Origin of the sequence: Peribacillus simplex (assembly GCF_030123325.1) — a bacterium.
GTDB classification, from domain to species: domain Bacteria; phylum Bacillota; class Bacilli; order Bacillales; family DSM-1321; genus Peribacillus; species Peribacillus simplex_D.
In genome coordinates this window covers 4,469,569-4,491,693 of the sequence record NZ_CP126106.1, presented here as the reverse complement: position 1 = coordinate 4,491,693, position 22,125 = coordinate 4,469,569, and the positions used below count along the sequence as shown (strand labels likewise).

The following is a 22,125-nucleotide window of genomic DNA, read 5'->3' as shown; positions in this document are numbered from 1 at the left end:
TATATGATAACTACAGTTCAAACAAAAACGTATCTTAACTATATTAACGGTGAATGGGTTGCTTCCATTTCAAATGAAGTTGAAAAAAGTTTAAACCCGGCAGATAATCAGGCAGTTGTCGGATATGTACAGAAATCTGCCAAGGAAGATTTGAACCTGGCTGTGGAAGCGGCGAAAAAGGCGAAAGACAAATGGCGCAAACTAGCTGGTTCAGAGCGCGGGGAGTATCTATATAAAGTGGCGCATATTCTTGAAAAGCGGATTGATGAAATCTCAGAATGTGCAACACGGGAAATGGGTAAGACCTTTGCTGAAACAAAAGGGGAAACGGCACGCGGTATTGCGATCCTGAAATACTATGCAGGAGAAGGAATGCGTAAAGTGGGGGATGTCATTCCATCGACCGACAGTTCAGCGCTTATGTTCACGACGCGCGTCCCGCTTGGTGTCGTGGGCGTCATTACACCTTGGAATTTCCCGATCGCCATCCCGATCTGGAAGATGGCTCCTGCTCTCGTTTATGGGAATACGATTGTGGTGAAGCCAGCCACCGAGACGGCCATCACCTGTGCGAAGATCATGGAGTGTTTTGAAGAAGCAGGTTTACCGGCGGGTGTTATCAATATGGTCACAGGGCCGGGCAGTGTCATCGGGCAGGGCATCGCCGATCACGAAGATATAAACGGCATTACCTTTACCGGCTCAAACGGGGTTGGCAAAAGGATTGGACAAGCGGCGTTAGCACGCGGAGCGAAATACCAGCTTGAAATGGGCGGGAAAAACCCGGTAATCGTTGCAGCGGATGCGGATCTAAATCTGGCTGTAGAAGCAGTCATTACAGGCGCGTTTCGCTCGACGGGGCAAAAATGTACCGCGACAAGCCGCGTCATCGTTGCAGCTGAAGTTTATGAAGAGTTCAAGCAGCTGCTGGTGAAAGAAACGAAAGGTATTTCCATCGGGGATGGATTGGACAGCGGGACATGGATGGGGCCATGCGCCAGTGAAAATCAATTAAAAACGGTTCTTTCCTATATCGAAAAAGGAGTCGAAGAAGGCGCTACACTTCTAACTGGCGGAAAGCGTGCTGAAGAAGGCACTCAGGCTAATGGCTTTTATGTAGAGCCTACGATTTTTGATAACTGCACGTCAGATATGGCAATTGTACAGGAAGAAATTTTTGGCCCGGTGATTGCTTTATTGAAAGCTGATTCTGTCGAAGAAGCCCTGCAACTTGCGAACAGCGTCGAATATGGCCTTAGTGCTTCGATTTTCACTGCCAATATCCAACATTTGCTATCATTTGTTAACGATATGGAAGCCGGATTGATCAGGGTCAATGCTGAGAGCGCAGGCGTTGAATTGCAGGCGCCATTTGGCGGCATGAAAAACTCCAGCTCCCACTCCAGGGAACAAGGAGAAGCCGCAAAAGAGTTTTTTACATCCATTAAAACGGTGTTTGTAAAATAATATAACGTGAATGCGATCAATGGATAACGCTTTCGAATTAATGATGAAAGAACTTATGAAGTTAATAAATCTGGAAGGAAGTTAAATAATGAAATCGCAGGGATCGCCAATTATTACAGATATGAAGGTTATTCCAGTGGCAGGCCATGATAGTGCCCTGCTCACACTAAGTGGCTGTCATGCTCCTTATTTCACTCGTAATATTGTTATTTTAGAAGATGAAACGGGGAATACGGGTATCGGTGAGATTCATGGCGGCGATGATATTACCAGAATGATAGAAAGTTATCGTCCATTTGTGGTAGGGCAAGAGATTGCCGATTATAGAGGTTGTATTACGGCAATACGTAAAGGTGGTTTGAATATAAAAGGTGACTCTGGTGAAGGGTTACAAGGATTGAATTTAGCCAATTTAAAATTTGTTGTGCAAGCGGAAGCTGCTGTTGAATGCGCCATGATGGACTTGCTTGGTAAATTTGTTAATAAACCAATTGCCGCGCTACTTGGCGATGGAGGTATTCAACGTACAGAAGTTCCTTTCTTAGGCTATTTATTCTATATCGCGGATATGGAAAAACTCAATCTTGATTATTTACGTGAAACACATTTTAAGGATGATTGGGATCGCGTTAGACGAATTGAAACGTTAACAGCTGAAGGAATTGTCGCTCAAGCAAAAGCAGCTGAAGATCGTTATGGATTCAAGAGTTTCAAATTAAAAGGTGGAGTGCTTCGTGGAGAAGAAGAAATGGAAGCGATTCAAGCTTTACATGAAGCATTCCCTGATTCTAGAATTAATCTTGATCCAAATGGTGCTTGGTCACTGGAAGAAGCCATTAAGCTTTGCAAAGGTAAAGGAGATATACTTGCCTATATTGAAGATCCGTGTGGTCCTGAAGCGGGATTCTCCAGCCGTGAAATAATGGCTGAATTCAAGATTGCAACCGGTCTGCCTGTTGCTACAAATATGATTGCGACAAATTGGCGTCAATTCCATCATGCAGCAGCACTTAGAGCAGTCGATATTGTGTTGGCTGACCCGCATTTCTGGACATTGAATGGCAGTATTCGTATGGCGCATGTATTAAATGATTGGGGCTTAACATGGGGGTCGCATTCCAATAACCACTTTGATATTACATTGGCGGCATTTACACAAGTAGCAGCTGCTGCGCCAGGAAATATTTCACCAATCGATACACACTATATTTGGCAAGATGGCCAAGAATTATGTGATGATTCATTACAAATTAAAGATGGAATGATTAAACTGCCTGATAAACCTGGTTTAGGTGTAGAAATAAATATGGATAAAGTGATGAAAGCAAATGAATTATATCGTAGTCTGCCATATCATGATCGTGATGATTCAACTTCCATGCAGTATCTAATTAAAGAGTGGAAATATAACTCTAAAAAACCATGTATGGTGAGATAAACTTTTCGATTTAAATGTATGGGTAATTACCATGAGTAAAAGAATGAATATCTCAATCTATTAAAGATGAAAATATTAGCATTCTACTCATGGTAGTTGCTAAAAATACATGAATTGTAAGCCCTTACTTTATTACAATTCCAAAGGCATTAAACTGAAACCGCATTACCTGAAAATTAAGAATAAAAGGAGGGAGCTTATGAACAGCAGCGGTGCTCAACGCATCAGCAATGAGACTGAATCTCCTAAAAAAACCAATGTGCGTTTTACGATACTTGCCATGTTATTTATCGTGACCGTCATTAATTATATTGACCGTTCTGCCTTGGGTATAGCTGCTCCAGTAATGAAAGAAGACCTTGCCTTCGATGCCGTGAAATTAGGTGTTGCTTTTTCGGCCTTTAACTGGGCATATACTGCATTTAACATTCCAGGAGGTTGGTTACTGGATCGATTTGGAGCACGTAAAGTTTATGGTGTTGCATTATTATTATGGTCCACATTCACCTTTTTTCAAGGGTTTATCAGCACCTTACTTGGATTATTCATTTTAAGATTCTTGGTTGGGATTACTGAAGCTCCATCTTTTCCAGGGAATAGCAGATTGACGACGATGTGGTTTCCACAACATGAACGCGGACGGGCGGTATCGATTTATAACTCCGCACAATATTTTGGATTGGCACTTTTCACGCCAGTCATGGCATGGATATTACAAGAGTTTGGCTGGCACGATGTTTTCTTTGTTGCAGGAGGAGCAGGTATCTTTGTAGCCATTTTATGGTTTGCATTTGTACGTGAACCATACAACCATCCACGTGTAAATCAAGCTGAAATCGATTATATTAATTCTGGTGGAGGGTTAGCAAATAAAGAAGAAAAAAGAAAAGTGAACTGGTCTGATATCCGTCTTTTGTTGTCAAACAGACAAATGGTCGGAATTTATATTGGCCAGTATGCGTTGAATACAATTGTTTGGTTTTTCTTGACGTGGTTCCCTACATATCTAGTAACGGAGAAGGGTTTATCTCTAATTCAAACAGGATTTGCAGCATCGGTACCTTATATAGGGGCATTTTTTGGAGGTATCGTTGGCGGGATCATTTCCGACATATTATTGAAAAAAGGAAAATCGCTCGCTGTTGCACGTAAAACACCGATCATCACTGGGTTTCTTTTATCCAGCACGATCGTATTGGCTAACTTCACTTCAAATATTTTTCTTCTTATCCTAATCATGTCCATTGCCTTTTTCGCAAAAGGTTTGGCAGGTCTCACATGGTCACTTGTCGGTGATATGGCACCAAAAGAACTTATTGGTTTAACTGGCGGTATTTTTAATACCATTGGTAATATCGCAGGTATTGTAACACCACTTGTCATCGGCTTTATTTTAGCCAAAACAAATTCCTTTAGCGGTGCCCTGATCTTTGTTGCCAGTGTATTGTTCATAGGAGCTCTATCCTACATTTTCATAGTAAATAAACCTGAAAGAATCGTATTGATAGATAAAAATTAACAGAAGAAAAGAAAACGAACTTTTGAAAAATGAAGATTCTTATTTAAAAAGCAACATGTATATCCATAACAGACAAGCATGCTAGCTTTATTATATGGAAAGGGTTGGTAAAGTGGATACGAAAACGCAACTGACGGAGGTACCGCTTTATATTAAGGTAAATAGGTCGGACAATGTCGCCATCGTGGTTAATACGGGGGGCTTGGATCAAGGAACCGTTTTCCCTTGTGGGCTTGAATTGAAAGAAAGAGTACCACAAGGACACAAAGTGGCTTTGATGGATATAGACGAGAATGAAGCCATCATCCGCTATGGGGAAGTTATCGGTCATGCGGCTGAATCAATCAGTAAGGGCTGTTGGATTGACGAGTCACTGGTGATGCTTCCGGCTTCTCCGGATTTAAAGGAACTGCCGGTGGCGAATGATATACCCGAAGCTTTACCCCCGCTTGAAGGATATACATTTCAAGGATTCCGCAATGAAGATGGCAGTGTTGGAACCAAGAATATATTAGGCATTACAACAAGCGTTCAATGTGTAGTGGGCGTGCTGGATTTCGTCGTGAACCGGATAAAAAAAGAGCTTCTCCCGAAGTATCACAATGTTGATGATGTTGTCGCCATAAATCACAACTATGGGTGCGGAGTTGCAATCAATGCACCGGAAGCGGTTATTCCCATTCGCACGATACAGAACCTTGCGAAACACCCGAATTTCGGCGGGGAAGCCTTGGTAGTCGGATTGGGGTGTGAAAAACTGTCTCCAATGAGAATAAATCCAAGCGGGGACGATTCAGATATCATTTCCCTTCAGGATCAGCAGGGATTTGCGGGAATGGTCCAATCCATTATGGAAATGGCCGAGGAACGCTTAATCAAGTTGAACCGCAGGCAGCGGGAGACGTTTCCGGTTTCCGAATTAGTCATCGGCACGCAGTGCGGAGGAAGTGATGCATTTTCCGGTGTGACAGCTAACCCTGCAGTAGGATATGCTACAGATCTGTTAGTTAGAGCAGGGGCAACCGTTCTATTTTCTGAGGTCACAGAAGTGCGGGATGCGATTCATCTATTGACGCCCCGTGCAGTGAATGAAGAAGTGGGGAGAGCTTTAATAAAGGAAATGGATTGGTATGATAACTACCTTGCTTTAGGTGATGCCGATCGAAGTGCCAATCCGTCGCCAGGAAACAAAAAAGGCGGATTGGCCAATGTAGTGGAAAAATCATTAGGCTCCATTGCCAAATCCGGAGGCAGCCCCATTTCAGGCGTACTGGCCCCAGGTGAAAAAGCAACGGAAAAAGGGCTGATTTTTGCAGCTACACCAGCTAGTGACTTCGTTTGCGGAACGCTGCAGCTCGCTTCCGGCATGCACCTTCAAGTTTTTACAACTGGAAGAGGCACACCTTATAATCTGGCAATGGCTTCCGTCATCAAAGTATCTACACGAAATACATTGACCGAGCAATGGAAAGATCTGATTGATATAAATGCAGGAACTATCGCTACAGGTGAAGCAACCATAGAGGATGTCGGATGGGAAATATTTCACCTCATTTTGGAAGTGGCCAGCGGTAAAAAGAAAACCTGGGCAGAGCATTGGGGACTGCATAATGATTTGGCCCTGTTCAATCCTGCGCCAATTACCTAATAATGATTTACTTAAGAAGGACTTCCTTTTAAAAGGGATCCTTTTTTTGTTGGTCCAATTATAAAACTGTCATTATTTTTCCTCCAGAAAAGAGGACAGCCTAACTTTTAGTTGAAATTATTAATGGACGATCGGTTTTCCATCATGACGAAAAAAGGGCAAAACTGTACAGGAGGGATATCATGGTCACATTCAGGAATGCGACAGTAAAAGACTTAAGTGAAATAGTGCGGATGCTGGCGGATGATGTATTGGGGAGGGAAAGGGAACGCTATGAAAATCCCCTTCCTGAAAGCTATCTAAAAGCATTTGCATCCATTGATGCAGATGACAATAATGAATTGATCGTAGCATGTCTTGGTGAGGAAATCGTCGGGGTGCAGCAAATCACGTTCACTCCATATATTACCCATCAAGGCGGTTGGAGAGCAACGATCGAAGGGGTTCGGACGGCATCTTCAGAACGGGGGAAAGGCATTGGAAGCAAGTTGATTCAATATGCGATTGACCGTGCCAGGAAGCGTGGCTGCCATATCATTCAGCTGACGACCGATAAAAAGCGGGAAGAAACACTGCGATTTTATGAACGTTTAGGATTTAAAGCCACTCATGAAGGGATGAAAATGAAGCTTTGATTCACCGTCTTTTGACCCCTTTTTCTATGCACAACAATTCGTCTGGTATTATATGTTAAAATTATGTTTGAGATATTAATAGATGTGCAGGATCTGATGAAAGGGTGTGCTCGATGGAAAACGAAGCATGTATTCAGAAGAGGTACGGTGTAATTAGTTTCACGTCATTCATCATTGGAATCATTTGCTTTTTTACTGTTTTTATTACACCTATTAGAATGGCAAATATCGGGAGCATGACGGGTGATTATATAACTTTTTTCCTTACGATTGCAGGCATCGTCCTCTCTGTCATAGGAATTTTGAAGAAAACGGAGAAAAAAGTGATTCCGATCATTTCTTTGGTTTTTTCCTCGTCATTCTTTATATTTTGGGTTATCGTCATCACCTTGTTGTTAACGGGTGAAATAGAATTGCCCCGTAGAATAAATTAGTATTTGGATATCATTGGAAATAAAAGGGCGTAGAGATAGATTGAAACCAAATGGACCTTTCGTGATGCATCACGGGCAGCTAAAAACAGAATGGAGAATCATAGAATGAATGTCAAAGCGGAATTATATTGGAATCAATTTTGGCAGGGGAAAGATGAAGAAAAACCCCAGGCAGTCAGTGCATGGCAATTCGGGGCTGATCCCGATCAGTTGGCTCAATTAGTGATGGATGGGATAAAAACGGCTACGTGCTCTGGTTATGTTTTTTATGAAGAGGAACATGAACCATTACCATCCGTAGGTGATTACAGCATTATTTTAAGTAGTGAGGATGAACCCTTAGCCATCATCCAAACAGTGAAAGTCGAAGTATTGCCCATGAATGAAGTGAGTGAAGAGTTTGCGATTGCAGAAGGGGAAGGCGATCGAACCTATGCATACTGGTGGGATGCTCATGAAAAATGGCTGAAAGAAGAATTGGGCAAAATCGGCCACACCTTTAAAGAAGATATGCTGCTTGTGTGTGAGCGTATTGAATTGATACATGTAAAGTGACGGAAGGGAACAATAAGTGTTTTCGTTCAGTGATTTGCTATAATAGGTCATTGGATTAAAAAACTTATAGAAAGATAGGTATTTGCATGAAAAAGAAACTGACATTCATTGGATTGGGAATCGTGGTTGTTTTCCTGCTATTGCTTGGTACGTATAAATTAATGAATTCGAGAACATATCAGGTATTCGGAGGATTGACGGATAATGTCGAGACGAATGAAAAAGTGGTCGCTTTGACATTTGATGATGGCCCATCGAAGAATGTGAATCAGATCCTTCCATTATTGGATAAATACGATGTAAAAGCTACTTTCTTCCTGATTGGTAACGAAATCGAAAAATACCCAGAGGAAGCTGGAAAAATAGCGGAAGCAGGACATCAGATTGGGAATCACACGTATTCCCACAAGCGAATGGTTTTTAAATCGCCTTCTTTTATCAAGGCGGAAATCGAGAAAACGGACAAATTAATTCAGGACTCCGGATATAAGGGTGAAATTGACGTCCGGCCACCAAACGGGAAAAAAATCATGGGTCTGCCTTATTATTTAAATGAAAATGATAGAGAGACCATTACCTGGAATCTGGAACCAGATAGCTATTACACTTCCGCTTCTGACAAAGTGAAGTATGTGAAGGAAAATATAAAACCAGGTTCGATCATCCTGATGCATCCAATGTATGATGATACGGGTAAAGAACTTCAAGCGATTGAAGGGATCTTGCAAGAGTTAACGAACGAAGGGTATACATTTATAACGGTCAATGAACTTCAAGAAATGTAGTTTCATTTTTACCGTATGTACGATTTTCGAAGAAAAGGGTTGCTGCGGCAGCCCTTTTTTAATTGATATACAGAATAGTACAAAACGTGGTCTGCATATTGTTTCTTAACGGAATCCGTTTTAAGGGCATGCATTCGCATGAATTTTTCCTAAGTGTAAATAAAGCTATCAAAATGGGGCTGGTTACTTGTATCGGAATAAAAATACCGCTCTGATCATCCTTTTGAGCTTCCTGTTATTCCTATTTCTTGTCGTGCTCATTTTTCGCCACATCAAGGTATACTTCGTGTATAGCTCGGGCATCGGCCCGTTATTGCTTATCGGTGTAATGGTTTTGGCTATCGCTATGCTTTTTTTCAAGAGATATAAATAATCGAGTTTGTTTACATTTTTTTATGTGCTATTTGAACGTTGATTGGAACGTAGGGCACTCCTTTCCGCGGGCGGTCCGGGAGCCTCCTCGACGCTTCGCGCCAGCGGAGTCTCCCCTGGCCACGCTTTTCCCTCAGGAGTCTCGTACCTTACGTTCCAATCACTTTGTTTTAACAGTAAGATAGAACACCTTTTGTCTGCAGTTTTTTTGAGGGTTTGTAAAATACAAATGTTTATTTCCACTCCAGGCACTCGCTTTCCGCGGGCGGTCCGGGAGCCTCCTCGACGCTTCGCGCCAGCGGGGTCTCCCCTGGCCACGCTTTTCCCGCAGGAGTCTCGTACCTTACGTTCCAATCACTTTGTTTTAACAGTAAGATAGAACACCTTTTGTCTGCAGTTTTTTTGAGGGTTTGTAAAATACAAATGTTTATTTCCACTCCAGGCACTCGCTTTCCGCGGGCGGTCCGGGAGCCTCCTCGACGCTTCGCGCCAGCGGAGTCTCCCCTGGCCACGCTTTTCTAAGCAGGAGTCTCGTACCTTACGTTCCAATCACTTTGTTTTAACAGTAAGATAGAACACCTTTTGTCTGCAGTTTTTTTGAGGGTTTGTAAAATACAAATGTTTATTTCCACTCCAGGCACTCGCTTTCCGCGGGCGGTCCGGGAGCCTCCTCGACGCTTCGCGCCAGCGGGGTCTCCCCTGGCCACGCTTTTCCCGCAGGAGTCTCGTACCTTACGTTCCAATCAACTTTGTTTTAACATTTAGAAAGAACTCCTTTTGTCTAAAAACTGGGTGCTGCTGCGGCAGCCTTTTTTTGTGGAAAAATGTGCTCTGTTTTGAGAAACATAAAAAAAAATAAAAATCAATAAAAAATTAACACTCCAATATTAGTAATATATGGTAAGATTTGAAATGGAATTATTTTCTTTTAAATTATATTCAGGGGTGATTAGCACGTGGAGTTTTTTACTAAGTGGTCATTTAAGAACAAGGCTGCCGTATCATTGGTAACCATTTTTATTTTGTTGATAGGAGTTGTCAGTTATTTTAAACTGCCGATGGAATTTTTACCATCTGCTGATAATCCACAAGTTACGATTATCACAATGGGGCAGGGCACCGATTCGAAAACGATGGAAGCGCAAGTTACAGATCCGATTGAAAGGGCAGTAACTGGAGTTAAGGGAAAGAGTTCAATATACTCCACCACGGGAGATGGATTTTCAAAAGTAGATCTATTCTTTGAAGCCGGATCGGATATGAAACAAGCGAAACTTGATGTTCAAGAGGCTTTAGGCAGTGTAGCATTGCCACAAAGCATGGCAAAGCCTACTGTTACACAGTTAAATACATCAATGATTCCCATTTCATTTGTTTCCGTTACTTTTAAGGATGGATTAACAGCTGAAAATATAGACTTTACCAAGAAAGAATTAGAGCCTCTGTATAAAGATATTAAAGGGGTTTCGGATGTACAGACATTTGGAGTTTCCCAATCCGTTCTTTCAGTCAAGGTGGATAATGAGGAATTGGCTAAAAAGAAAGTCTCCATTCAAGATGTCATGAGCGTCCTTAACGGTCAGAATGCAGCTTTGGCCGTAGGTGAAAAAGTGATTGATGGGAAGGCAAGTAACATCAAGGTTATCGGGGATTTAACGAGTATTGAAAAATTAAAAGCGTTAAAGGTCACTCCAAATGTCACTCTTGGAGAGATAGCAAAAGTTGAAGAAACGAAGGATGGCAACCTCATCAGCCGTTTTAACGGGGAGGAAAGCATTGATTTAAGCATTATCAAGGACAGTCAATCAAATGCCGTCACAATTAGTAAAGAGGTTGAAAAAGTAGCTAAGGAAATTAATGAAAAGTATAGTGACCAAAAATCGACCATTTATTTATCTACAGCTGATATGGTGGAGACTTCCGTTCAGACGATGGTAAAGGAAGTTCTGCTAGGTGCGCTATTCGCCACGATAGTAATCATGGTCTTTTTACGGAATGTACGATCCACATTCATTACAATCGTATCCATACCGCTATCTCTTGGCTTTACGTTATTTTTGCTGTCATTGTCGGGAGTGACGCTGAATATTTTGACACTGGGCGGTGTCGCTGTAGCGATCGGGCGCTTGGTGGACGATAGCATTGTTGTTATTGAAAATATTTTCCGGAAAATGCAGCAGGAGAAGATTTCAATTGAATTGGTGATGGGTGCCACTAAAGAAGTGGGAGTGGCGATAACAGCTTCAACCCTTACGACTGTAGCCGTTTTCTTGCCGGTTGCTTTATTGAATGGAGGGCTACAAGAGTTTCTTCTTCCTTTCGCTTTGACTGTCACTTATTCTTTGCTGGCCTCTTTAATCGTGGCATTAACAGTTGTTCCGTTAATGAGTGCAGGATTGCTGAAAAGGACGGAGCTGCCAAAACATCGCCCGGCCAAGCGTTTTACCAAGCTGGTTACTTGGTCACTAAACCATAAGTGGGTTGTCTTGATTATTGCCATGCTGTTGTTTGTCGGTTCCATTGGTACATATTTTGCCATGCCAAAAGGGGCGATTGATAATTCTTCAGCAGACTATGTTTCCGTGACATTAACTTATCCAAATGATCAGCCCTATGAAAAAGTGAAGGAAAAGGCGATTGAACTCGAAGAAACGATGCAGGATATGAGTGAAGTGGATAATATTTTCATGCAATTGGGAAACTCTGCCGAGATGGCGCAATATGGTGAAGTCGCATCACCTACAGAAGCGATTTTCGGCCTACTGGTGAAGGATAAAGCAAATGTAGATGCGATCCTAAAGAAGATGGAAAAGGAACAAGAAAACTATCCCGATGCGAAGCTTACGGCCCAAGCCTCTTCATTTATGATGGGGGCATCAAAGACGAACATTACGATAGATGTGATCGGCAGTAATGTTGAAGATTTGGAACTGACGGCCAATAAGGTCAAAGAAAGTATACAGGATATTAAAGGAATTGAAGAAGTAACAACGAACCAAGACGAAAAGAAAACCATTTATTCATTCAAGGTAGATCCGGCTAAAGGCAATACAGAACAAATCGGTCAACAATTAGGTATCATGCTTAATAAAACGCCTATCGGCAATATAACTTTACAGGATAAGCAGACACCTGTCGTCCTTGAACCAATCTTAGATCCTAAAAAACCAGAGGATTTAAAACGCATTCCGATCATGACAGATGGCGGTCTAGCCCCTGTGTCAAAGGTCGCTTCTTTAAAGAGCGAAGAGAGTGCAACAACTCAGTTCCATAAAGATGGGGAAACGTATCTTCAATTGACGGCAACGGTCGATCCGACTAAGCTTTCCGAAATTGCAAGCAAAATAAATCTTGAGATATTTGGAGATAAAGAGAAGAACAAAGGACTTGATATTCCGAATGATGTAGATATTGTAGTCGGGGGAGCCAGTGCTCAGCAAACAGACGATTTTTCCGATTTGTTCCTTACGATGTTAATATCGATCGGCATTGTCTTTTTAATCATGGTTATAACATTCAAATCGATCAAAGCGCCGATCGCCATTCTATTTTCCTTGCCATTCGCTGCCATTGGAGCGGTATTAGGATTGGTTATCAGTCGAATTCCAGTCGATATTACAGCACTGCTGGGTGCTCTCATGTTAATTGGAATTGTTGTGACAAACGCGATTGTGCTTCTGGATCGAGTCAAACAAAACGAAGAAAAAATGATTATCCGTGATGCGATCGTCGAAGCGGCAGCCACTAGATTCCGTCCGATCATAATGACGGCTGTAGCCACGATTTGTGCCATGCTGCCCCTATTATATAAAAAGGCCGAAACAGGAAGCTTGGTTTCACAAAGTTTAGCGATCGTTGTCATTGGCGGGTTAGCCGTGTCTACCCTGCTCACACTTATCGTCATTCCATGTATATACGAATTGCTGTACTATAAAAAATCGAAAAAACAAAGAAAGAAAAAGAGGGAACCCGTAAACGAACAAATCGAGATGTAATAAAAAAAAAGTTTGTAGAGAAAGCAACGCTTTCTTTACAAACTTTTTTTTCTGTAAAATGGTACATGTTTTTTAGTTTTTTTAAAATAATGGTTGACTTTATTTCAACCTGTAACTAAAATGATTACAGCTAATGAAATATTTTTTTGGTTTGTGTTGTAACTGGTTTGATTACAAGTTTAGCCAATGATGAAAAGTGAGGGAATATATAATGACAGTGAAAATTAAAGCGTATTCTGATTTTATATGTCCATTTTGTTTTTTAGGTAAAGGTCCTTTGGACGAAATCGTAAAGGAAAAGGATGTAGAAGTGGAATGGATGCCATTTGAATTGCGTCCGAGTCCATATTCCAAAATTGATCCGTGGAATGAACCCGATAAGTTGAATTCATGGGATTCCTACATTCTTCCTGCTGCGAAAAAACTGGGAGTGGATATGCGTTTACCCCGTGTCTCCCCGCATCCATATACACATTTGGCGTTCGAAGGCTGCCATTTTGCAAAGGAGCACGGAAAAGGGAATGAGTTCCACAACAGAGTATTTACAGCGTTTTTTCAAGAGGAACAAAATATTGAAGATATTGAAGTATTGACAAAATTAGCGGGTGAAGTTGAACTTCCTATAGATGCTTTTAGAGAAGCATTAGTGTCACGAAAGTATCGGGAAGTGCACCAAGAAGCACTGAAACATGCTTATGAAGAAGCGGATATCAGGGCTGTCCCGACGTTTATTATTGGTGATGAAGTTATTCAAGGACTAGCCAGCAAAGAAAGGTTAGCGCAAGTCATTGAGAAGGAAGAAGCAAAAAATGAACGGAATGAATTTGAGGGCTTGCAATGTGATGGCAAGGGGAATTGCTAAAAACCTTCTGAGGATTAAAAAAATTAGGCTCTTTTCGTAAAGATTGTTGTTTTTAAAACGAAACGATTTAAGGTTGATTGGAGCGCAAGTGCGAGACTCCTGCGGGAGCAGCGGGACAGGTGAGACCCCACAGGCGTTCACGCCGAGGAGGCTCACCGCCCGCCCCGCGGAAAGCGAGCATTGGAGGGGAAATAAACCACACCGCTTTACTTGGAAAATAGCAACAAAGTAAGCGAAAACAGCCAAAAATTAAAAACATCATAATTTGGAGGAATCAAAATGTCAGCAACTACAACAAATTTAAAAGAAGCAATTATCAATCGTCGTTCCATCCGTAAGGTGAAAAAGAACGAAAATATTACGAAAGAAAGAATGATTGAAGTATTGAAAACGGCTTTACATGCACCAACTTCATTTAATATGCAAAGTGGACGAGTGGTAGTAGTGATGGATGACGAGCATGAAAAGTTCTGGGATATTGTAAAAGAAACACTTCGTTCCCGCGTTCCGGAAGAGAGCTTTGCGGCAACAGCAGAACGATTACAGGGATTCCGTGATGGAGTGGGTACCCTTCTATTCTTTGAAAATCAAGAAACAATAGAACAAATGCAAGAAAAAGCACCCTCCTATAAAGAACAGTTTCCATATTGGTCCCATCAAGGAAATGCTATGCTTCAGTATGCAGTATGGATGACTTTATCAGCGGAAGGTATAGGGGCATCTTTACAACATTATAATCCCATCATAGATGAAGAAGTGATGAAGACTTGGGATCTTCCAGGGAAATGGTCGCTGATAGCTCAAATGCCATTTGGTGAGCCGAATGAACAACCAGGAGAAAAAACGCTCCTGCCTTTCGAGGATATTGTTAAATTTTATTAATTCAAAATTTTAGGATTTGGGATACTAGATTAACCAAGAGCGCGTTTACTCTTAATGAGTAAAACGTGCTCTTTTTATTTGAAGAAACGTTCCAGAAGCATTACAGATACAGGGAAGGTGAAGCGAAAATGTGCGTTGCCGATATTCATCCTGCATATAATAGTGAAGGTAAATAATTGACAATGAGAATCATTTTCATTTATAGTGATATGTGTAATGAAAGTAATTCTCAATTAGGAAGTGATATAGATGAAGGTATTCATTGGTTATGTCAGTTTATCCGGTAATACCGAGAATATGGCTATAAACATAAAGAATAGAATGAAGGCTGTCGGCTGTGAAGTATATATGGAAAGATTGGATACTGTTGAAGTTGATGCTTTAAAGGATTTTGATTTGGCCTTTATTGGTTTATATACATGGAATCTTGAAGATTTACCGTATGAAGCACACGAGTTTTATGAAGAAATTGACCAGGTGGACTTTGCTGGAGTGAAAGTCGCATTTTTTGGTGCCGGCGACTTGACCCATTCGAAACCTTGCGCCGCGATAGATACTCTTTCCGATAAAATGAAGCAAGTTGGATTTGATGTATATGATCGGGTATTGAAAATACACCAGGATAGCAGTACATACGAACGATTAAGGAAATGTGAAGACTTTGCAGAGCATGCCCTTATATGGGGAAGCAATAGGAAGAAGTGGAGATTCTTCATGTGGGATCGGATGCTAGGCAGCCCAAAATACCAAAAGTCAGCATTTTTGTTAAGGAGGGTCCTTGATGATTACCCAATTAAGTGCAAAGGGAGAAGCAAAAAAAGAGGAACTTATACAAGAACTTCTGAAATTAGGGATTTTTAAAAAATATAATAAACAACTATACGAGCTTCCGATAGTTGTTTTACAAAAGGAATTCAATCACTTGAGAGGTGAATTAAAAAATGTCTAGGAGAAGGAAATCTTATACTGAACTGCTAAAAGAAAACCGCGAGCTTCTGTTGCATGACAAAATGGAAGTGGAACGCATCTATACAAAAATCGATCAAAAAGCCATCAAAGAAAAAAAGGGAAGTAAGCAAGTACAATCATGACTGGCTAAAAATGAAAACCGAAATCGATTATTTGATTTCGGTTTTTTCTGCATGATTTTTATCTTTTCGTAACAGCTTGTCATGAAGTTTGGACAAGGTGAACAAGACAATGATGGAGCCGATTAATGTTAACGACATATCCCATTGTGCGTCCCAAATATCACCTTGTGTTCCTAAAAATTCTTTTGAAGCTTTTCCGCCTTTAGAAATGATGGCAGATATCCATTCGATGATTTCGTATAAGGCTCCAATGGCAAGCGCAAAACTTAATGTAACAGCAAATAACCACGATCCTTTTTTTAGAGGGGTTTTCCGTATTACTATTTCTCTAATCACAATCGCAAATAAACCTTTCAGGAAATGCCCAAACCGATCATAATGGTTCCGGGTTAGATCGTAATGATCTTTTAGCCAATTAAACAGAGGGACTTTTGAGTACGTATAATGGGCACCGATGAACATGGTGATTGAAAGGACGGCAATAATGAAATAGGATAATGTAGTGAGGCGGAATTTATTATATGTAGCAAGTACAAAGATCAGAAACACAACGGCAGGAAGGACTTCCATTGTCCATATCAAGTATCCTTCAGGCTTAATGACTGACCAAATAAGAACGGCAGTGACTAGCAATAGTAATAATAAATGAATCAGTATGCTTTTATCTCTTCCCAATTTTTTTCACTCCATTAAATTTATCAGTTGATCGAATCAAACAGTTCGTGTATGGATAAAACGCTTAATGCTTTCATTTAAACCATTAGCCGCTTTTGTAGGGATCTGATGCTTGGCATGTTCAATGAATTTTAATTCCGTACATGGCAATTTTTCATGCAATAAATTAGCGTAATGATGCAATGGTTTATCTTTTTTACCATAGATCAGTAAAATGGGCAGGTTGATTTTCTCTAGCTGGTTTGTACAGTTATAATGCAAACTATAATGGTAATACTGCCCGATATTTCGGGCATCTCCCTTTAGGGCGTCATTAAACATTTCGTTGAACAACTTTCCTGTATTTGAATTGCTCCATGAAATGGAAAGCGCAAGAATTGGAACTGCGTCTTTATTTGCAAGTGATATGCCTAAAGAAATCTTTTGCTTTAAATATTTATCCCTCACTTCTGACATTCCACTTATTACAATGCCTCCTAGAGCCCTATCGCTACAAGTCAGCAAATATTCCAATACGATGGAGCCGCCGGTCGAGTAACCGCATATGATAGCTTTTTTTATTTTCAAATGATCCAACAGATGTTTGATATCTTCTATAATCAGGGGATACGTTACTGGCAGTCTTGAATACTGACTTCTTCCGTGCCCCCTAATATCAAATGTGATAACTTTGAACTCTTTCGATAGTTCTTCCATTTGGTATTGGAAATTAACACCTGTCAGTACTGGAGGATGAATAAAGACAATAGGAACCCCTTTTCCCTTAACGGAATAATACAAGCTAATACCGTCCACATCTAACATTGGCATGAATATTCACCTCATTCCAAGAGTACTTGCATAATATCCCTCCTGAAAGAATTTTCCCTTTAAAACGTATTTTTATTACGAATTGTTTCGGTAACAAACATCTTGAATTTTTTGGTTTTTTTTGAACAAGATATAAGAGTTCAGGAAATGAACAAAAATATATTAAATAAGGTGATGTTAATGAGGGCAAACATGAATAAAATTTTGCCAGTTGTCGCTTCGGTCGGAGTAGGTATCGCTACTTATCAAATGTTGAGTGGAAATGGCGGAAAAATGAAAAATATGGTTCCGCTTGCCACTAACCTGATGGGCATGGGAACTGGGATACAAGGGCAGAATCAACAACAGCCATAAGATCACTAAAACAAAGTAATCCCCCTTTTAGGGGATTATTTTGTTTTAGTCAAGAAAAGGGACCTCCATCATATAAGCTTCATGCACACTATGAATCGTATTTACCATTTTTTATAATTTAAGTAATAAAACACCAATAAAATAACTCCATACGTTATAATGAATGGGCTCCAAGGGAAGTGTCAGAAACCTGCAGGAGTGTTCATATGAATGGAGGTTATATGTGTTGAAGAAAAAATTATTGGTCATTATTCCAACAGTTGCCCTGATGTTGGCCCCACTAGGAGCGGGACCTTCAATTACCCACGCAGCTTCAAAGGAGAAAATCGAAAAGAAGGCGGAAACGCGCCCGACCCTCAGGAAAGGCTCACGTTCGAGTTATGTAAGAGACTTACAGCAAAGCCTTAAAGATGTTAAATATAATGTAGGCGTTGATGGGATTTTTGGTACGCAAACACAAAATGTGGTAAGGGAGTTTCAAGTGGATCATAACTTAGCTTCAGATGGTATCGTCGGACCGCTGACATGGGCGGCTTTAGATGAAAATAAGGTGGAAAGAAGACAGTTCACGGAGAAAGACGCGGTCGCGTTAGGGAAGAAGAAACTGGGTAACAAGATCGTATTCAGCGGTGATGGCAGATTGCTGAAAGATGGCAAAGGAAAATCCTATTACAACTATAAAGCAGCTAATAAAGATTGGATCGATCAAGGCGGCACAGGAACGATTGGGTGGTTCCATATTTATAAAGATGGCCGTGTAGTGGAACAATAAAAGGATATACATGCAAAGAATGTTCTCACTTTATGTGGGATTTTTTTTATGTAAGGCATGAAATAATAAGAAGACTAAATACATCCATTTTTGGCTATAAATAACAAGTAAATATAGATATAATAGTAAATGGACAGCAATTTGGTATAGTGGGCAGCGGTCACTCCTTTTCAGAAAGGGGGTGTCGCGCTGGTGATTTCTATTATGGACGGACTGATGCTAATGATTTCATTCGCTTCTTTAATCGTCGCAATAATCGCGGTTACATTAAAAAAGTAACCCCCTCCATACCATCCGGCCAGATGTATGTAGGAAAAGGGTTACTTTCATGATTGAGTAGCTACTGACTTACCACAGAAAGCCGCTGCTCTTTATGCAGTTTGCTGTTCATTAAGACGCTGGTTTAACCAGTGTCTTTTTTTTTTATATGTTAGTTATCATTATTATATCCTCATTTTGCCTATACATTCAACTAAAAAACATGGAAAGGGCATCGATTGGTTCCTTTACGTACTTTCAAGAGTTTCCTTGGGGAGCTCTTTGATTAACGTAGCTTTTGGTGCCAAATTAGATTTTCGTTAATTTCCCGCCGGCTTCCGGTTTGAATAATTTCATCCCTTTATAAGATACAATCGACGGGATCATACAAAGCAAAGCCATCGGTAAACAATAAAGTAGATAGAAATGCCCTCCGTTTTCCAGCAAGGGAATATAGGCTAAAGCGACAAAAAGTAAAGTGAAAAAAATGATCGTGAAAATCCCGAAAGATTGATGATAGAATGCATGAATTTCCCTTCTTCTTTCCTCTTGGTTGGGTAAGGTCTTTACTGCTTTGTGCGTTCGAAGGAATAGGTACAAGGAGAACATTAGAAATAAAGCGGAAAATGGTAAAGCGATCGCAAATAATGAAACGTCAAGAATGGAAAGATAAAAGCTGGATAAAAAGAAAACTTCTGATACCCCTAATGCAAAACAATAATTGAAGATACTTATTCTATCAGGTTGTTTAAGCATGAAATCCCTCCTTCTATATCATATTATGCAACTGCTTTCATGTTCACCACTTTGTCACATTTAAAAGGTAAAAAAGTGCACCAAGTTCCACCCATATTCAAGCAAAATGGGTACGTGGCATCACTCCCTAACAAGTCAGATTTATCAAACATGCAGATGTTGAATAGAGTCTTTGCATATTACGAATAGTAATAAAATATCGCTTGATGGGGGGAGTGCTCAATGACTGTAAAAAAGCAATAAAAGGATTTCTGTTCATTCTTCTATTATATTTCCTTTATGTAGTGGTGACGGCAGTGGTTCTTTTCCCAAAAGCAGAAAAAGAAGAAAATAGGCCGATAAAGCAGGTAAGTGCATATATGGGAGAGAAGGAATCCACCGTGGATCGTGTCCTGCTTCTCGAAGACGGTTATGAGTCGGGACTCGCCCGGATGCGTATGATCCAGGAAGCCCAGCATTCAATCGATATTGCCTACTATGCTTTTGGAAAAGGCAAATCAACCGAACTTTTTCTTGGAGCCTTGATCGAAGCGGCTGACAGAGGTGTCAAAGTCCGAGTCCTTCTGGATGGAATATCTCATGGACTCAGAGGTCAATTAAGCAATGCCCGTTATGCATTGGCCTCGCATGAAAACATTGAATTAAGATATTACGAAACAGTTAAGCCATTTAAGCCGTGGACCTGGCATAATCGCCTTCATGACAAAATCATCACTGTAGATGGAAAGTTGGGCATCATTGGAGGGAGAAATATCGCCGATAAGTATTTAGCAAGTAAGCCGCCGAGGGATTTTGTCTATGACAGGGATGTACTCATTTTCAATGCTAGTGAGGAAAAAGATAGTGTAATCGTTGAAATGAAGGACTATTTGAATGAATTATGGACCCATCCATATACGAGCGATGTCTTTTCGGACCTTTCGAAAAGGCAAACGGAAAAAGGGAAACGTGAAAGAGATGCATTGGCGAATCAATACAGGATAGCTTTGCAAACTGAAGCCGATTTCGTTAATCCGGCCGTCGATTGGAGCAAGGCTTCAACACCTACTAAAAAAGTGTCCTTCATTCATAATCCAATCGAACGTTTCAATAAATACCCTTTTTTGTGGAGATCTCTAGTGGATATTGCGGCGAATGCCAATCAATCGGTATTTATCCAAAGTCCCTATATTGTTCCTGCGGATGCCTTGAATGAATATATACCGAAGCAGATGGATTCAAAGGCTGATTGGACGATACTTACCAACTCGACGGCATCCACCCCGAATGTGATCGCTTTTTCCGGATACTTGGCGCTTAGGGATAGGATCGTTGAGACGGGGGCAAGGCTTTATGAATATTCAAAGCCTTATTCTTTGCATGGTAAATCCGTTGTCTATGATCAACGATTAAGTGCAGTGGGTTCCTACAATTTGGATTCTCGATCTGCCTTTTTAAATACAGAATCGATGGTGGTCATCGATAGTGAAGCATTTGCAGCGAAGTTGACCGGAGCCATCGAGTCGAAAATCTCAAATAGTACACTCGTTGCGGACAATAATAAATATATAGAACCACCTGAAGATCAGAAAAAGGAAGAGTCTTTTTTTAAAGCCACCTTTTTAAATGCCCTCTCGAAAGTTACGGTATATTTGAATAGGTTCATTTGAATGATGACGAAAAGACAGCAATCTGATTGATTGTTGTCTTTTTTGCCTTTCACGGGGATTATCTTATGAATGCATGTGTAATTTGCTATACTTGAGCAAGCTAATCACAACTATCGTAAGGAGAACAGTAACATGCAAACATTACAGCACCTATCGAAACATATTGCCTACCTGCCGCCAGTTCAGGAAACGGATCGCCCGGTACTTGCCGCCGTGACGGGAGATAAGAAAACGCTCATCATCGATGCCGGTAACTCAGTCAGGCATGCAAGGCTCTTTAAGGAAGAATTGCTTCGGAACGATATAAGCGGGAATTTCCTCGTTCTTACCCATTCACACTGGGACCATGTATTCGGACTGGAGAATATCGAGATTCCGGTGATTTGTCAGGAAATAACATACACGAACATTAAAGATATGCAGCAGCTTTCATGGGAAGATCAAGCCCTTGATCAACGGGTTGAAGAAGGGACGGAGATTCCATTTTGCGCCGATGTAATCAAATTGGAACATGGGACGAATAGAGAGATTACCTTCCCCCTGCCGGATATGATCTTTGAAAAAACGATGACCATCGATCTCGGCAATATAACCTGTATCATTGAACATGTTGGCGGCGACCATGCCAAGGATTCCTGCATCATTTATGTACAAGAAGAAAAAACATTATTTCTGGGAGACTGCCTTTATGCCAATCTTTATGCTGAAAAATGGAATTATACGGCTGAACAGGCTTCGCTGCTCATTAAGAAAATTGAAGCCTATGATGCCGAAACATATATACTCTCCCATCATGCCCGGCCTTGCTCGAGACAGGAGATGGAGGCGGAGTTAAAGCTAATGAAAGAATGTGCCAGAACCGTGGTCAAGCATCTGGGAAACCGAGATTTAATGGAGCAGGAATTGGCTGAAGAATTAAAGCGGGATTTAACGGAGGACGAGCTCGAAACGGTTGGATTTTTCGTAAATGGGTATGTTGAGTGATACAAGGACTAAAGAAAACAACAAGGTAAACACTTTAATAAAGGTTTGGGTGGGGGGTGAGTTCGGTATTATGGGACTCAAGCCCTTTAATTTGCCCTTTTTCCGCATCAGTCCTATAAAAAATCGATAACGGGCCTTTGATTTCCGAACTTCAATAGTTGGCATGTCATTTTCTCCTTGTATA

The 22,125-nt window shown here is 40.8% G+C and carries 21 protein-coding genes; 18 read left to right on the top strand and 3 right to left on the bottom strand.

Annotated features, from left to right (window positions below; genetic code table 11):
• The first annotated feature begins 3 nt into the window (after nt 1-3).
• From gucD to QNH43_RS21290, 14 genes are all read left to right on the top strand, one after another.
• Nucleotides 4-1,467 (top strand): alpha-ketoglutaric semialdehyde dehydrogenase GucD, encoded by a 1,464-nt coding sequence (gene gucD / locus QNH43_RS21350; RefSeq protein ID WP_283915572.1) that lies wholly within the window; start codon nt 4-6, stop codon nt 1,465-1,467.
• 88 nt (nt 1,468-1,555) lie between these two features.
• Entirely contained in the window at nt 1,556-2,905 is a 1,350-nt protein-coding gene (locus QNH43_RS21345; protein ID WP_076364261.1) for a glucarate dehydratase family protein, read from the top strand.
• A 199-nt stretch (nt 2,906-3,104) separates the two neighbouring features.
• Nucleotides 3,105-4,424: an MFS transporter gene (locus QNH43_RS21340; protein ID WP_283915571.1), complete on the top strand. Its 1,320-nt coding sequence runs from the start codon at nt 3,105-3,107 to the stop codon at nt 4,422-4,424.
• A gap of 112 nt (nt 4,425-4,536) precedes the next feature.
• Nucleotides 4,537-6,072: a galactarate dehydratase gene (gene garD, locus QNH43_RS21335; RefSeq protein ID WP_283915570.1), complete on the top strand. Its 1,536-nt coding sequence runs from the start codon at nt 4,537-4,539 to the stop codon at nt 6,070-6,072.
• Between the two features lie 182 nt (nt 6,073-6,254).
• Nucleotides 6,255-6,707 carry a GNAT family N-acetyltransferase gene (locus QNH43_RS21330; RefSeq protein ID WP_076364265.1) on the top strand — a complete coding sequence of 151 codons (453 nt, stop codon included), beginning with the start codon at nt 6,255-6,257 and terminating at the stop codon, nt 6,705-6,707.
• 113 nt (nt 6,708-6,820) lie between these two features.
• Nucleotides 6,821-7,141, top strand: a complete 321-nt coding sequence (locus tag QNH43_RS21325; RefSeq protein WP_283915569.1) for a hypothetical protein — start codon at nt 6,821-6,823, stop codon at nt 7,139-7,141.
• A 105-nt stretch (nt 7,142-7,246) separates the two neighbouring features.
• Nucleotides 7,247-7,696: an ASCH domain-containing protein gene (locus QNH43_RS21320; protein ID WP_283915568.1), complete on the top strand. Its 450-nt coding sequence runs from the start codon at nt 7,247-7,249 to the stop codon at nt 7,694-7,696.
• An 86-nt stretch (nt 7,697-7,782) separates the two neighbouring features.
• Nucleotides 7,783-8,481, top strand: coding sequence for a polysaccharide deacetylase family protein (locus QNH43_RS21315; protein ID WP_283915567.1), 699 nt, complete (start codon nt 7,783-7,785; stop codon nt 8,479-8,481).
• Nucleotides 8,482-9,809: 1,328 nt separating this feature from the next.
• On the top strand, nt 9,810-12,848 hold the full coding sequence (locus QNH43_RS21310) for an efflux RND transporter permease subunit (protein WP_283915566.1): 3,039 nt from the start codon (nt 9,810-9,812) through the stop codon (nt 12,846-12,848).
• 211 nt (nt 12,849-13,059) lie between these two features.
• Nucleotides 13,060-13,710, top strand: a complete 651-nt coding sequence (locus tag QNH43_RS21305) for a DsbA family oxidoreductase (RefSeq protein WP_283915565.1) — start codon at nt 13,060-13,062, stop codon at nt 13,708-13,710.
• Nucleotides 13,711-13,989: 279 nt separating this feature from the next.
• The gene (locus QNH43_RS21300) at nt 13,990-14,592 is read left to right on the top strand and encodes a nitroreductase family protein (protein WP_283915564.1); all 603 of its coding nucleotides are present in this window, start codon (nt 13,990-13,992) and stop codon (nt 14,590-14,592) included.
• A gap of 249 nt (nt 14,593-14,841) precedes the next feature.
• The gene (locus QNH43_RS21295; RefSeq protein WP_283915563.1) at nt 14,842-15,453 is read left to right on the top strand and encodes a flavodoxin domain-containing protein; all 612 of its coding nucleotides are present in this window, start codon (nt 14,842-14,844) and stop codon (nt 15,451-15,453) included.
• Nucleotides 15,374-15,541 (top strand): Fur-regulated basic protein FbpA, encoded by a 168-nt coding sequence (locus tag QNH43_RS27870; protein WP_081395464.1) that lies wholly within the window; start codon nt 15,374-15,376, stop codon nt 15,539-15,541. The genes QNH43_RS21295 and QNH43_RS27870 overlap by 80 nt, the downstream gene beginning before the upstream one ends.
• The gene (locus QNH43_RS21290) at nt 15,534-15,683 is read left to right on the top strand and encodes an FbpB family small basic protein (RefSeq protein ID WP_283915562.1); all 150 of its coding nucleotides are present in this window, start codon (nt 15,534-15,536) and stop codon (nt 15,681-15,683) included. Before QNH43_RS27870 ends, QNH43_RS21290 begins: the two co-directional genes overlap by 8 nt.
• Nucleotides 15,684-15,710: 27 nt before the next feature.
• On the opposite strand, the gene QNH43_RS21285 is transcribed toward QNH43_RS21290, so the two are convergent.
• Together QNH43_RS21285 and QNH43_RS21280 are read right to left on the bottom strand one after the other, a co-directional pair.
• Complete coding sequence (locus tag QNH43_RS21285) at nt 15,711-16,358, bottom strand: DUF2238 domain-containing protein (protein WP_283915561.1); 648 nt, start codon at nt 16,356-16,358, stop codon at nt 15,711-15,713.
• 36 nt (nt 16,359-16,394) lie between these two features.
• Entirely contained in the window at nt 16,395-17,168 is a 774-nt protein-coding gene (locus tag QNH43_RS21280) for an alpha/beta fold hydrolase (RefSeq protein ID WP_283915560.1), read from the bottom strand.
• A 192-nt stretch (nt 17,169-17,360) separates the two neighbouring features.
• Between QNH43_RS21280 and QNH43_RS21275 the strand changes: the two genes are divergently transcribed.
• Together QNH43_RS21275 and QNH43_RS21270 are read left to right on the top strand one after the other, a co-directional pair.
• Entirely contained in the window at nt 17,361-17,522 is a 162-nt protein-coding gene (locus tag QNH43_RS21275) for a hypothetical protein (RefSeq protein ID WP_283915559.1), read from the top strand.
• Between the two features lie 223 nt (nt 17,523-17,745).
• A complete protein-coding gene (locus QNH43_RS21270) occupies nt 17,746-18,294 on the top strand; it encodes a peptidoglycan-binding domain-containing protein (RefSeq protein WP_283915558.1) in 549 nt (182 codons plus the stop codon).
• A 567-nt stretch (nt 18,295-18,861) separates the two neighbouring features.
• On the opposite strand, the gene QNH43_RS21265 is transcribed toward QNH43_RS21270, so the two are convergent.
• Entirely contained in the window at nt 18,862-19,308 is a 447-nt protein-coding gene (locus tag QNH43_RS21265) for a hypothetical protein (RefSeq protein WP_283915557.1), read from the bottom strand.
• 215 nt (nt 19,309-19,523) lie between these two features.
• On the opposite strand from QNH43_RS21265, the gene QNH43_RS21260 reads away from it, so the two are divergent.
• Together QNH43_RS21260 and QNH43_RS21255 are read left to right on the top strand one after the other, a co-directional pair.
• Nucleotides 19,524-20,957 (top strand): phospholipase D-like domain-containing protein, encoded by a 1,434-nt coding sequence (locus QNH43_RS21260; RefSeq protein WP_283915556.1) that lies wholly within the window; start codon nt 19,524-19,526, stop codon nt 20,955-20,957.
• 132 nt (nt 20,958-21,089) lie between these two features.
• Nucleotides 21,090-21,941 (top strand): MBL fold metallo-hydrolase, encoded by an 852-nt coding sequence (locus tag QNH43_RS21255; RefSeq protein WP_283915555.1) that lies wholly within the window; start codon nt 21,090-21,092, stop codon nt 21,939-21,941.
• The last annotated feature ends 184 nt before the right edge of the window (nt 21,942-22,125 follow it).